This window comes from Mesorhizobium sp. (genome assembly GCF_024509055.1).
GTDB lineage: Bacteria > Pseudomonadota > Alphaproteobacteria > Rhizobiales > Rhizobiaceae > Mesorhizobium.
Genome location: NZ_JANINM010000488.1, coordinates 1 through 12,217, shown reverse-complemented (window position 1 = coordinate 12,217; position 12,217 = coordinate 1). Strand labels below are relative to the sequence as shown.

The following is a 12,217-nucleotide window of genomic DNA, read 5'->3' as shown; positions in this document are numbered from 1 at the left end:
CCGTGGCGGCGGAGCAGGTGCTCGACCTCGTCGAGCGCGGCGTCGGCGATTTCCACTTCTACACGATGAACCGCGCCGACCTCGTTTTTGCCGTTTGCCACATGATCGGCATCCGCTCGCATGAAGTGGAGGCGGCCGGTTCGGCTGCCGCCTGAAATGTAAAAGGCCGGGTAAAAACCCGGCCTTTTGAATTGTTTGAACTATTTTCGGTGCTGTTCTTCCCGGTTTTGGCGGGTCAGGGAAGAACGCCTATGATAAGGGCGCCGATGAATGCGAATGCTGCACAAATCATCAATGCGTTGATTGGCCTCGTCAGTCCCATGTCATAGCCTCCTCTTCAGAGCTATGAGGGGGAGTCTAGGGTCATTTGTGCCACAGGCAAGCGGAAAATGTGCTGCAATGCGACGTGATTGTGGTTTTTGCGACCTGTAACCAGTCGTTAGCCATTGAAACTCTTAAGCAAAAACCGGCTCGGCGCTTGTGAATAAATTGTGGCGACGGTGTGGCGCGGTAACGCTACCATCGGCCGAATATTCGTCCGTCTATGGTGACCAGACCGAGTCCGATCAGCGCCATTCCGGTCATCTCGAACAGCGACAGCCGCTCGCCGAGGAAGAGGAATCCAAGCAACACCGCGCTGGCCGGAACTATCAACGTGACCAGTGAGGCATTGGTGGCGCCAGCCGAGGCGACGAGATTGAAATAGAGAATGTAGGCGAAGGCCGTGGACAGCAGCGCCAGCCCCAACACGGCGGCCCAGACGGGCGGCGAGGCCGTGAAGAGTCCGGCCGGGCCGTAAGCGATGAGCACGACCGGGATCATGATGATGGTCGAGGCCGTCAACTGCCCGGTGGCGAGGACCGGTGACGGAAGGCCCTTGAAGCGCCGTGCGACCATCAGCGCGACGGCGTAAGAGAGGGAGGCGCCGATCAGAGCGAACTTCGCCCAGATCGGACCGCCGAGTCCGGCGATCAACCCCGGACCGATCATCACGGCCGTTCCGGCGACGCCGAGCGCAATGCCGGCCAGCTTGTTCCAGGAAAGCTTCTCGTCGGTGGTCAGCGCGTTGGCGAGGACCAGCGTCCAGAACGGCGTCGTCGCGTTGAGCACCGAGGCAACACCTGCGCCGAGTTGCGTCTGGCCGGCGAAGATCAGCGAGAAAGGAACGACATTGTTGGTGAGCGCCAGCAGGAAGAAAAGGCCGGCATAAGGCAAGGCGAGGCGGAAGGATGGACCCCGGACCGCCAGATAGAGCTGAAGTGCTATTGCCGCGATCGCGACGCGAAACAGCACCAGTGTCAGCGGATGGATTTCGGAGACCGCGACACGGGCAAAGAAGAACGAGCCGCCCCAGATCGCGCCGAGCAGCAAAAGCTGACCCCAGTCCTTGAGCGTCATCGGCCCGCGCGTTGGCACGGCACCAGCCGCAATCGTCATGTCGTCAGCCCTCCCGTGCCGCGCGCCAGGCGGCCTGTCGAATATCCATTCAATCGATAGCCGGTTTTGCGACAAGGACCACCCGAAACCTGATTGGTTGGCTGGCGCTCCTGCCAGATGGTGCAATCGGCCGTAACATCAGGCGAGACACAGAACTGTTTTCTTTGGCGGCTAGCTAGGATTAATTGTGCACGCTCCAGATCGAGGATTCGTCCATGCAGCGATTCGAAAATGCCCGCGAGGCGGCACTGGCGCTTCGTCCCGACGATCCGGTCTACTGTTTCCGGCCCCAGGTGCTGAAGGCGGATGCCTTGCAGTTCATGGGCATGTTTCCGGGCAAGACGGCCTACGCGGTCAAAACCAATGGCGAGCAGATCGTGCTGAGGACGCTGGTGGAAGCCGGCGTCAGCGCCTTCGACGTCGCCTCGCCCGGTGAGTTCGCCGCCGTGCGCGCCGTCTCGCCCGATGCCGAGATGCTCTACATGCACCCAATCAAGGCGCAGTCGGACATCAAGCTGGCGCTGGAGAAATACGGTATTCGGGTCATCTCACTCGACCATGAGGATGAGATCACGAAACTGACGCGCGTGGTTCGCGCGCTCGATATCGATCCGGGCGCGATCACCGTCTTCGTGCGGATCCAGACCAAGGGGCACGCCGCCTATGAGCTGTCGAAGAAGTTCGGCGCCGGGCCGGCCAACGCCGTGGAGCTTGCCGAGCGGCTCAACCGAACCGGCTACAAGGTCGGCCTTTGCTTCCACGTCGGTAGCCAGATTGAGGACCCCGACACCTATGAGCGGGCACTGGCTTCGGCGGACTGGGTGCGCAACCGCTTGACCTTCGACATTGCCGGGCTCGATGTCGGCGGCGGTTTTCCCGCCGAATACGGCCATGATCCCAACCGCAAGCAGGTAGAGATGCCGTCGCTCGGCCAAATCATGTCGCGGCTGTCCGGCGACCTCAAGGAATACCAGTTCAATGAAATGCCGCTGGTGGCCGAGCCCGGCCGTGTGATCGTGGCGCGATGCCTGTCGCTGATCGTGCGGGTGCTGTTGCGCAAGGGCAAGCGGCTCTACATCAATGACGGTATCTGGGCCTCGCTCTCGGATTCATGGACCGGCAAGATTACGCTGCCGGCCCGCTTCATCCCGGATCCCGCGATCCGCGCGCGCAATGGGGCGGAGAAAAACATCGTGCCGTTCAAGGTCTGCGGCGCGACCTGCGATTCCGTCGACATCCTGTCGAGGCCGTTCTGGCTGCCGGAAACGGTCGACACCGGCGACTGGATCGAGATCGGCCATATAGGCGCCTATTCGCTGTCGCTCAGGACGCGCTTCAACGGCTTCTATCCCGATACGTTCGTCGAAGTGACGACGCCGTTCGACGAAGGCGACGCGCCGCAAGGGTTTGCGAGCCTGGAGACAATGGCGGATTGAGCTCTACCTTCTCCCACAAGGGGAGAAGGACAGGACGCTACAGCTTCCCCAGCAGCTCCGCCGTCGGCCAGCCGTCCACGGGCAGTCCGAGCCGCGCCTGTTCCTTGCGGATCGCTTCGCGGGTGTTCGTGCCCAGGATGCCGTCGACGGTACCAACATCGTAGCCCCTGGCTTCGAGCTTGGTTTGCAGCGCCTTCATCTGGTCGCCGTTGAGACCGGGTTCCGGCGAGCGCGGGTCGAACTGCGGCGCGCCCGCCAGCCGCGTCGCGAACACCGCCGCGGTCAGCGCGTAGGTGAAGGACTGGTTCCACTCCAGATAGACGTCGAAATTGTCATAGGTCAGGAAAGCGGGACCTTTGCGGCCCAGCGGGAGCGCGAGACCGGCCTTCAGGCCATTGTCGGCCAGCGGCGTGCCGTCGGGCCTTGTCACGCCCCACTGCGACCATTGCGACAGCGGCAGCTTGTTGGTTCGGCCGGTCTGGTCCCAGGGCATGTTGTCGGGAACGCGCACCTCCTCGACCCAGGGCTGGTCGCGTTTCCAGCCGCGCGACAGGATTTTGTTGGCCGTGGTCATGATGACGTCCGGCACACTGTTCCTGAGGTCGATCTTGCCGTTGCCGTCGGCATCGATGCCCTTGGCCAGATAGTCGGTCGGCAGGATCTGCGTCTGGCCAATCTCGCCGGCCCAGGCGCCCTTGACGTCGGCCGGCAGCGCGCCGCGGTCTATGAGGGTCAGCAGCGGCACCAGTTGTGGCCGGAACAGTTGCGGCCGGCGGCAGTCATGCGAGAGCGTGACCAGCGCGTTGAGGGTGTGGAAGTCGCCCTGGACGGCGCCGAAATCGGTCTCCAGCCCCCAGAAGGCGGCGATGATAGCCGGTTGCACGCCAAATTCCTTGTCGGCGCGGTCGAAGACGTCGGCATATTTCTTCAGATTGGCCGCGCCCTGCTTCAGGCGGTAGGCCGAGATCATGCGGTTCGAGAACTCGGTGAAGGTTTGCGTGAAGACGCCCTGGGCGCGGTCGCGCGCCAGCACCTTCGGATCGATCGTGGCGTCTTCCAGCGCATCGAGGCCGACCGCACCGACGCCCGCCGCCTTGGCTTCCGCCGCGACGCCCTGTTTCCAGGCTTCGAAATCGCCGCCGCATTCCTGCGCGGCCGCGGGCCAGGCGAACCCACAGAGGAACAGCACCGCCAAGATATCAACGCGCAATCGCATCGCTTTCCTTCCGAGACCGCCACATGGCTCCGCACAGGCCCTTGCCGGGCTTCTCGCCAGAGGCATGCTTAGCTTTCAAAGTCCCGGAACGCCCATCGGCACCCACCTGGGTGCACCGCCCCGGATTACCAGCGGTTGCAACTATCGCCGCCGGTCGTGTCGAAAAGCAGGCGCGGCAACGGATGTCAACGGGTGTTCTGCCGCAGCCACTTGTTCCAGGAAGCTTCCGAGCCGTTGAAGACGTTTATGTCGGACTTGCCGGTCATGCCGGGCACGATGCCGGTTCCCGTGTACTGCCAGAAGGTGAAGGGATGGCTGCCATATTTCTGGCGCGGATGACCGGCGACCGAGCGCAGCCAGTAGGGATAGCCGCGGAAGGTCGAAAGCTGGTTGTCGTCGAAGAAGTCGATCGAAGTGTAGATGATCGGCTTCTTGCCATAATGCCGTTCGACGATTTCGAGGAAGGTGGTCATCTCGCTGCGCACCGTCGCCGGATCGGGGCGCAGCCTGCAGGTCGGCGACTTGGGGTTCCATTCCATGTCGAGCACCGGCGGCATCGCCGAGCGGTCGTTGGGGACATTGGCGATGAACCAGCGCGCCTGGGCGGCCGCCGGCGTGCAGAAATAGAAGAAATGATAGGCCGCGCGCGGTATGCCGGCGGCCTTTGTGCGTTCCCAATGCTCGTTGAAATATTCGTCGAACCGGTCACCGCCTTCGGTCGCCTTGATGAAAGCGAAGGAGATGCCGCTGGCCCTGGCCGTCGGCCAGTCGACCGATGTCTGATATTTGGAAACGTCTGTGCCATGGATGGCATAGTTCCACGGCGCGCCGCTGTCCCATTCATGCGGCTTGGAATCGTCAAAACGCGGCGCGCGCACGGCAACCGTCTGCGGCGGCAGCGGCGAAAGGTCGTCCACGGTCGAGCAGGCGCCCAAGAGCGTCAGCATCAGGAGGGCCGCAAGACGGCGCATGGCATTTCCCTGGCCGGTTCCAGCCGGTCGCTGATGGGTCCTTGCTGATGGCCGTCGCTTGCTCTGGCCCCCTCCGGGCGGTCGCCCCACTGGACCGTCCGATGAATCGTTGATCGCCGAACATGGTTGATAATCCATTGACGACGCTCGACAACACCCGCGATTTTGCGGAAGCAATGGCGGCAAATCGATGACATAAATCGAGCCGGAAACCTGCGGGGCGGACGAGATGCGGATCGTTGTGAAGTTCATCAAATGGCTGCTTGGACTCATTGTGCTGGCGGTCGCCGCGCTCTTCGCCTGGCTCTACTTGTCGCCGCCGGAACTGATCCGCGTCGGCTCCGGCTATTCGGCCAAGATCGTCTGCTCCAATGTCTTCATCGCCGGCCGCGACCCGAACGAGGTGCTGGCGGTCGACGTGCAGGCGCCTGGCCATCCGCTGCTCAAGCTGATGAAAGTGTCGGTCGACAAGGAGAGGGGGATTGTTTCGGCCGGCCTGCTTTGGGTGCTGGGCAAGAGCATTGCCGTGGAGCGCTACGGGGTCGGCTGCGCATCGGTTCCCGATGGCGACAGCGGCAAGGCGAGGCAGACTTCATCGCGCTTCGTGCCGCCCGCGGCGGCGCCGCCCGACGAGCTCTGGCCGTATGGCGAGCGAGTGGACACCTCGCAGAACGCTGAAGTGTCGAAGATCGTCGATGATGCCGCGATGGCTGGTGCCGGCATGCGCGCGATCGTGGTGGCGAAGAACGGGCGCATCGTCGCCGAGCGCTATGGAGACGGCTTTTCGGCGAAGACGCCCTTGCTTGGCTGGTCGATGACCAAGACCGTGAACGCCGCGATCATCGGTACGCTGGTGAAGGACGGCAAGCTGGCGATCGACAACAAGGGTCTCTTCGCACCCTGGAAGGCCGACGGTCGCGCCGCCATCAGCCTCGCCGACATGATGGCGATGTCGAGCGGGCTGGAGTTCAACGAAGACTATGGCGACGTCGCCGACGTGACGCGCATGCTCTATCTCGAACCGGACATGGCGGGCTTCGCCGAGGGCAAGCCGCTCACGGGCGAGGTGGGCAAGGTGTTTTCCTATTCGAGCGGCACGGCGGTGATGCTGTCGCGGCTGTGGCAGAACGCGATCGGCGACAAGGCGAAGGCGCTGGCATGGCCGCGCACGGCGCTGTTCGAGCCGCTCGGCATGCGCAGCGCCGTTCTGGAGACTGACGAGCAGGGTACGTTCGTTGGCTCGTCCTATCTCTATGCCACGGCCCGAGACTGGGCGCGTTTCGGTCAGTTCCTGCTGCAGAACGGGGTCTGGAATATGACGGAAATCCTGCCCGCCGGCTTCGTCGACTGGATGCGGCAGCCGGCGCCGGCCTCGAAGGTTTACGCCAAGGGCCAGTTGTGGATCGAGGGACCAGGCGACGAGGAGAGCCCCGGCGCGGGAGCTACAGCTGGCCTGCCCAAGGACACGTACTGGATGGAAGGCCATGACGGCCAGTCGGTGACCATCATTCCGTCGGAGCAGTTGGTTGTGGTTCGTCTCGGCCTGACGCCCGCCAAGCTCGGCTATCGGCCGCAGGCCATGGTGGCGGCGCTGGTCAAGGCGCTGCACTGACCGGTGAAACCGCGGCGCCATCCGTTTCGAGTTCGGCGAGGATCAGGTCTTCGAACCGCCGGATAGCCGTGCCCGCGTTCTGGCCCTGGCTCAGCAGATAGAGCGGGATGGGTTCCAGCTCGGGTAGCTGGTCGTTGCCTCTCACCTCGACCAGTCCGGCGGGTGCGGTTCCGGCCGCCATCGAGGTGACGGCGACGCCCGCACGCACTGCCGCAAGGATGCCGGGATGGCTGCTGCTTTGCACCGCCACGCGCCAGTTGCGTTGCGCCGTCTCCAGCGCCGAGATCATGGTGCGGCGGAAGACGCAGCCTTCCGGGTATGCGGCAAGCGGGATCGTGCCTCCGGACTCTACTTCAAAATTCGCATCGAGAACCCAGTTCAGCTGCGCTTGCAGTCGGTGCCTCGCCGAGGGCGGAGCGGCGGCCAGCGTAACCAGGGCGACGTCGATCTCCTGCCGTTGCAATGCCGCGGCGATCTTGGCGCTGAGATCGCAAACGATCTCGATCTCGGTCTCCGCCATTCGGTCGCGCATCGTCGCGATCAAGCGTGGCAGAAAGGCCAGGGCGTAGTCGTCGGGCATGCCGATGCGGATTTTCGTCCGCGGCCGCTGGCTGCGCGTGCTCGACAACATCTCGTCGTAGGCGGCTAGGACGCTGAGTGCCTTGGCATAGAGCTCGCTGCCCTTCGACGTTGGCTCGATCCTGTGGTGATGCCTGATGAAGAGCGGTGCGCCGATCTCGGTTTCCAGCATCTTCAGCCGCATGCTCATCGCGGCCTGCGTGCAGGCAAGCCGCTCGGCGGCGCGCGACAGCGAGCCGCGCTCGTAGATGGCGACGAAACTTCTCAGCAGGCGAACTTCAATATCCATGGCAGCATCAGCATGGCTTATTCCGCCAATAAGGACAATTTGCTTGTCAAATCAGGCGCCTCGGCAGAGTTTTCCGGCCAATCAATGGAGGCGAGATCATCATGGTCGTAGGGTTCATCGGGCTTGGAACGATGGGGCGGAACGCGGCGCTGAACGTACGGCGCGCGGGATTCGACATGGTCGTCTACGATGTCCGCCCGGAAGCGATGGAGGCGCTCGCGGCCGCCGGCGCGGCCAAGGCCAAGAGCCCGGCCGACGTACTCGATCACAGCGATATCGTCGTGACGATGGTGTTCGGGCCAAAGGAAATCGAGCAGGTCGTGAGGGGCAGCAATGGGTTTTTGACAACCTCGTGCGCCGGCAAATATTGGATCGACATGACCACCAGCAGCCCGAAGCTGATGCGCGCGCTGGCAGGGGAATTCCAGGCGAAAGGCGGCGGTCCCGTCGATGCGCCGGTGACCGGCTCCGTGGACGCCGCGATCAGGGGCGACATGCCGATGTTCGTCGGCGGCGCCGACCGTGATGTCGAGGCGGTGCGCCCGGTTATCGAGGCGATGGGCGAACTGCGGCGCGTCGGCCGCTATGGCAACGGCTATGTCGCCAAGCTCGTCAACAACCAGCTCTGGAAAATCCACGCCGCCGCGATCGGCGAGGCGATGGTGACGGCAAAGCTAGCCGGGCTGGAGCCGGAGGTCTGGTGGAATGTCATGAAGGGGGGCGCGGCTGACAGTTTCGTCCTGCAGCACGATGTTCCATCCATTTTTGCTGGCCACTATGATCCGTCGTTCCCGATCGCGCTTTGCCTGAAGGACCTTGGCCTGATCGAAGAATTGATGACGGAGACCGGCACCAGGAACGAACTCACGCGCGCGACGCATGACCGTTTCACGCTGGCGGGCGAGCGCTACGGGGTCGGCGCCGGCGAAATGACGGTCTGCAAGGTCATCGAGGACGACGCCAATGTGTCGCTTCGCGTAGCCGGCGATTGGGTGGCGCCCTGGGAGGTTGCTCATCCTGCGGTCAGCGCAAGCCGCTGATAAAGGGATCGGATTGCGCTTGCGCTATTTCGCGCCGATCACCGCCAGCCAGGCATAGCCGCGATAAAGCGTTCGGAAACGGAAGGTTGCGCCGGTCCGCTCGGATTGCGATTCAAGCACGTCGCGTAATGAAGCGCGCGGCTCGACGTGGAATTTCCGCAGCCAGCCGCGCAGCAACGCACGGAACCAGCGTGGCAGCCCCTCCTGCTGACCGAAGTCGACAATGTGCAGCGAACCGCCCGGCGCAAGCACGGCAAGCGCGGCCGAAACCGTCTTTTCCCAGCCCGGGATCATCGACAGGGAATAGGAGACGAACACGCGGTCGAAACGGTCGACGCCGAACAGGGCTTTGGCGTCGAAATCCGTGGCGTCGCCTCGCGCCAGGCTGACGCTGCCGGCCAGGCCTTCACGCGCGGTAGCGGCATTTGCCGTTTCAAGCATCTCGGCGGAGATGTCGAGGCCGAAGAAGCGGGCGTTGGGATAGCGGCGGGCGGCAAGCACGATGTTGCGGCCGGTGCCGCAGCCGAGCTCCAGAACGCTGCCGCCATCCGGCACATCGAGCCCGGAAATCAGTCGGTCGCGGCCGAGCAGATAATATTTGCGCGTCAGATCATAGATGTGGCGCTGCCAGCGATAGACGCCATCCATCAGTTCGGCATGGCTGGCCGGCAGATCCGTCGTGCTCATGCGGCGCGCTTCACGTAAAGGTGGAAGCCGCCATAGATGGCCGAGCGGTCCCTGGCCGAGAATTCGCGCGAGGCCTCGTCCTCGTACTGCCACTGGTCGAGCAGCGAGGTGGAGACGCGACCGGGCAGCAGGCTGGGCTCAGCCGCGGTGCGGAAGATGACGCGGGCCCCGGTCGAGGCCGTGCGGGTGATCTCGGCCCAGAGCGCGTTGAGCAGGTCGTCGGTCATCCAGTCCTGCGCGTCGAGCAGGACGAAGCGGTCGACCGTGCCCGCATCCTTGGCCGCCAGGAACTTGATCAAATTGGCATGATGAATGGCGACGCGATCGATGTTGCCGCGGATCGTCTGATAGTTGCTTTTCTCCAGATAGGCCGGCAGGGCGGCCTCGCCGGGTTCCGGGTAGCGGCGGGCAAAGGCCTGCCAGGCGAAATAGTTGTTCTTCAGGGGGAAGTCGCAGGCGAGCTTTTCCAACCGTGCCTTGAGCACGCTCGCCATCGAGCCGTCGCCGGATGTGATCAGCGAGTCATACTGCGCAGGTGGAATGCCCAGGCCAAACAGCGAGGCCTTGCGCGACGTTGCCCATCGCAAGAGCTTCTTGTCGAAGACCGGCGCCAGCTCCTCGTTGAAGAAGCGGCGCTGCTCACCGATGTTCGTCGCGGCCATGATGCCGGCCGGATCGACACCGAACAGCTTGCCGACGCGATGGCCCATTGCGATGAACAGGCCGAGGAGGCCTGTCTGGTAGAAGTTGCGGTCGAAGACCGAGATGCGGCGACGGCCGCGCCAGTTGCGGCGCTCCCAATAGTGGCGGCTGACCGGGTCGAGATGCGGCGCGATGAAGCGGTCGTAGGCTTCTGAGTTGTGGCTGGTGTCTGCGGCGCCGAAGAAGCGGAACAGGTCGCCCTGCGACGGCAGGTGGCGGACAGCCTCCAGCTTCATTCGGTTCAGCGCGATATGGGCGGCGTTGAGATCGACTGCGTCGATCCTGGCCGGCGAGCGGGTGAGATAGGCCAGGATATTGCAGCCGCCTGACGCGATTGTGACCACCCGGTGGACGGCGCCAAGCTGCATGGCCTCCATATCGACATCCGGATCTTCCCAGATCTGCGGATAGACGAGGCCGGAAAACAGGAAGGCGAAGAGCCGTTCGGAAATGCCGTCCTTCGACAGGGCCTTGTTCTGGTAGACCGCTTTTCCGACTTCCTTGCCCCGACGATAAACGAGTTCTCCCGAGACGTCCGACATGGCAAGGTGATTCCCCGTTTGCGTTGGCGCAAGCGGGTAGCGCAGCGTCATGACAGGCAGGTGACAGGCTGTTGACGTCTTTGGTCAGGCAGTGTGTCACCTGGTCGGCGCTTGATGCCATCGACGCCGTGCCGGACAATTCTGAAACCGATCCAAGGAGCCGGCAAATGAGTGTCTCAAAATCGGACATGGAAAGCGAACTACGAACCTCGGTGATACCGTGGATACGGCGCTCTGGCTTTGCAGGAAGTTTTCCGCATTTCCGCCGAATCGGCGATGAGCTCGTTGACCTTCTGACATTTCAATTCGACAGGAACGGTGGCGGGTTTGTCGTTGAAATCGCGCGATGCCCGCCGGACGGCATCGTCACTCCTGCGGGCAAAATGATCCCTCCAAGTAAAGTGAAGGCTTGGGACCTGCACCCGTATCGTAGGAAGCGCGTCGTTACTCACGAAGCTCCTGGGACCGACGGTTGGTTTCGGTTTGACCGCCATGCGCCCGGCGAACTCAGTAGCACATTGCTCGGAAAGTTAGATGAGTCTGACCTTTGGGATGGGCTCGGGCCATTTGGCCGACCGGATCAACAACACCTGCCGATCGACAGGGCTGCTGAAATCACGCCGTCAGCTCCCGCTCAATGAGTGCCGGCTGTGTGAGACCAAGCCCTTTCGTCGATTAGCTCCTGGCGAGCGATCCTCATCGCAGGCCGAACCCTCCCGGCGTCGGGGTTGTGACAATCACCGCCTCGCCGGCATCGAGCGTCGTCTGGTCGCAAGCCTTCAGCACGTCGATCGATCCGTCGTTGCGCCTTACTTTGGTCGAGCCCGGCTGGCCATCGCCGCCGCCGTCCAGACCTTGCGGGGGACGGTTGCGATGCGAGGAGAGGATCGCGCATTCCATCTTCTCGAGGAAGCGAATGGTGCGCTTCGTGCCGTCGCCGGCATTCCATTTGCCCTTGCCGCCGGAGCCTTCGCGGATGTGGAAGTCTTCGAGCACGACCGGGAAGCGAAGCTCCAGGACCTCCGGGTCGGTTAGCCTGGAATTGGTCATATGGGTGTGGACGCCGGAGGTGCCGGCAAAGCCGCGGCCCGAATTCATGCGGCCGGCGGGTGAGCCGGAGCAGATCGTCTCGTAATACTGATACTGCCGGTTGCCGAAGGTGAGGTTGTTCATCGTGCCCTGCGCGTTGGCCATCGCGCCCATGGCGCCGAACAGGGCGTTGGTCACGTGCTGAGAGGTCTCGACATTGCCGGCGACGACAGCCGCCGGATACGCCGGCTTGAGCATCGAGCCGTCGGGAATGATGATGTTGATCGGCCTGAGGCAGCCGGCGTTCATCGGGATCATGTCCTCGACCATGACGCGGAAGGCATAGAGCACGGCCGCGCGGGCAACCGGTTCGGGTGCGTTGAAGTTGTTCTTCATGACGGGCGAGGTGCCGGTGAAGTCGACCGTCGCCTCGCGCCTGTCGCGGTCGACGCTGATCTTGACCTTGATCACCTGGCCCGTGTCGGTGGGGTATTCATATTCGGAGGTATCGGGCAGCCGCTCCAGCACGCGCCGCACGCTTTCGGCGGCATTGTCCTGGACATGGCCCATATAAGCCTCGACAACATCAAGGCCGAAATGCGTGACCATCTTGCGCAATTCCGCGACGCCCTTTTCGTTGGCGGCGATCTGGGCCTTGAGGTCGGCGATGTTCTGCG

The 12,217-nt window shown here is 63.2% G+C and carries 12 protein-coding genes; 5 read left to right on the top strand and 7 right to left on the bottom strand.

From position 1 onward, the window contains the following. On the top strand, positions 1-155 hold a 155-nt coding region (locus tag Q0L57_RS28765), incomplete at its 5' end, for a methylenetetrahydrofolate reductase (RefSeq protein ID WP_296746474.1). A 361-nt stretch (positions 156-516) separates the two neighbouring features. Here Q0L57_RS28765 and Q0L57_RS28760 read toward each other — a convergent pair. Next, on the bottom strand, positions 517-1,437 hold the full coding sequence (locus tag Q0L57_RS28760) for a DMT family transporter (protein ID WP_296746473.1): 921 nt from the start codon (positions 1,435-1,437) through the stop codon (positions 517-519). A 215-nt stretch (positions 1,438-1,652) separates the two neighbouring features. Between Q0L57_RS28760 and Q0L57_RS28755 the strand changes: the two genes are divergently transcribed. Then, positions 1,653-2,873 (top strand): alanine racemase, encoded by a 1,221-nt coding sequence (locus Q0L57_RS28755; protein ID WP_296746472.1) that lies wholly within the window; start codon positions 1,653-1,655, stop codon positions 2,871-2,873. 37 nt (positions 2,874-2,910) lie between these two features. Here the strand turns inward: Q0L57_RS28755 and Q0L57_RS28750 are convergent, their stop codons facing one another. Together Q0L57_RS28750 and Q0L57_RS28745 are read right to left on the bottom strand one after the other, a co-directional pair. Beyond that, positions 2,911-4,089: a lytic murein transglycosylase gene (locus tag Q0L57_RS28750; protein ID WP_296746470.1), complete on the bottom strand. Its 1,179-nt coding sequence runs from the start codon at positions 4,087-4,089 to the stop codon at positions 2,911-2,913. 185 nt (positions 4,090-4,274) lie between these two features. Then, the gene (locus Q0L57_RS28745; protein ID WP_296746468.1) at positions 4,275-5,060 is read right to left on the bottom strand and encodes a GH25 family lysozyme; all 786 of its coding nucleotides are present in this window, start codon (positions 5,058-5,060) and stop codon (positions 4,275-4,277) included. Positions 5,061-5,289: 229 nt separating this feature from the next. On the opposite strand from Q0L57_RS28745, the gene Q0L57_RS28740 reads away from it, so the two are divergent. Further along, on the top strand, positions 5,290-6,672 hold the full coding sequence (locus tag Q0L57_RS28740; RefSeq protein ID WP_296746467.1) for a serine hydrolase: 1,383 nt from the start codon (positions 5,290-5,292) through the stop codon (positions 6,670-6,672). Here the strand turns inward: Q0L57_RS28740 and Q0L57_RS28735 are convergent. After that, positions 6,656-7,540: a LysR family transcriptional regulator gene (locus Q0L57_RS28735; RefSeq protein ID WP_296746466.1), complete on the bottom strand. Its 885-nt coding sequence runs from the start codon at positions 7,538-7,540 to the stop codon at positions 6,656-6,658. The genes Q0L57_RS28740 and Q0L57_RS28735 overlap by 17 nt on opposite strands. Positions 7,541-7,641: 101 nt before the next feature. On the opposite strand from Q0L57_RS28735, the gene Q0L57_RS28730 reads away from it, so the two are divergent. Next, positions 7,642-8,580: an NAD(P)-dependent oxidoreductase gene (locus Q0L57_RS28730; RefSeq protein WP_296746465.1), complete on the top strand. Its 939-nt coding sequence runs from the start codon at positions 7,642-7,644 to the stop codon at positions 8,578-8,580. A 24-nt stretch (positions 8,581-8,604) separates the two neighbouring features. On the opposite strand, the gene Q0L57_RS28725 is transcribed toward Q0L57_RS28730, so the two are convergent. Beyond that, a complete protein-coding gene (locus Q0L57_RS28725; RefSeq protein WP_296746464.1) occupies positions 8,605-9,267 on the bottom strand; it encodes a class I SAM-dependent methyltransferase in 663 nt (220 codons plus the stop codon). Beyond that, positions 9,264-10,562, bottom strand: coding sequence for a DUF3419 family protein (locus Q0L57_RS28720; protein ID WP_296746463.1), 1,299 nt, complete (start codon positions 10,560-10,562; stop codon positions 9,264-9,266). Before Q0L57_RS28720 ends, Q0L57_RS28725 begins: the two co-directional genes overlap by 4 nt. 20 nt (positions 10,563-10,582) lie before the next feature. Here Q0L57_RS28720 and Q0L57_RS28715 point away from each other — a divergent pair, with 20 nt between their 5' ends. Beyond that, positions 10,583-11,152 (top strand): DUF4304 domain-containing protein, encoded by a 570-nt coding sequence (locus Q0L57_RS28715; RefSeq protein ID WP_296746462.1) that lies wholly within the window; start codon positions 10,583-10,585, stop codon positions 11,150-11,152. Positions 11,153-11,207: 55 nt separating this feature from the next. Here the strand turns inward: Q0L57_RS28715 and Q0L57_RS28710 are convergent. Beyond that, positions 11,208-12,217: hydantoinase B/oxoprolinase family protein (locus tag Q0L57_RS28710; RefSeq protein ID WP_296746461.1), on the bottom strand; the 1,010-nt coding region annotated here is incomplete at its 5' end.

What these genes read in the sequence shown, in the direction of transcription:
- Q0L57_RS28760 (WP_296746473.1), bottom strand. Translation starts at nt 1,437, where the DNA reads ATGACGATTGCGGCTGGTGCCGTGCCAACGCGCGGGCCGATGACGCTC.
- Q0L57_RS28755 (WP_296746472.1), top strand. Translation starts at nt 1,653, where the DNA reads ATGCAGCGATTCGAAAATGCCCGCGAGGCGGCACTGGCGCTTCGTCCC.
- Q0L57_RS28750 (WP_296746470.1), bottom strand. Translation starts at nt 4,089, where the DNA reads ATGCGATTGCGCGTTGATATCTTGGCGGTGCTGTTCCTCTGTGGGTTC.
- Q0L57_RS28745 (WP_296746468.1), bottom strand. Translation starts at nt 5,060, where the DNA reads ATGCGCCGTCTTGCGGCCCTCCTGATGCTGACGCTCTTGGGCGCCTGC.
- Q0L57_RS28740 (WP_296746467.1), top strand. Translation starts at nt 5,290, where the DNA reads ATGCGGATCGTTGTGAAGTTCATCAAATGGCTGCTTGGACTCATTGTG.
- Q0L57_RS28735 (WP_296746466.1), bottom strand. Translation starts at nt 7,540, where the DNA reads ATGGATATTGAAGTTCGCCTGCTGAGAAGTTTCGTCGCCATCTACGAG.
- Q0L57_RS28730 (WP_296746465.1), top strand. Translation starts at nt 7,642, where the DNA reads ATGGTCGTAGGGTTCATCGGGCTTGGAACGATGGGGCGGAACGCGGCG.
- Q0L57_RS28725 (WP_296746464.1), bottom strand. Translation starts at nt 9,267, where the DNA reads ATGAGCACGACGGATCTGCCGGCCAGCCATGCCGAACTGATGGATGGC.
- Q0L57_RS28720 (WP_296746463.1), bottom strand. Translation starts at nt 10,562, where the DNA reads ATGACGCTGCGCTACCCGCTTGCGCCAACGCAAACGGGGAATCACCTT.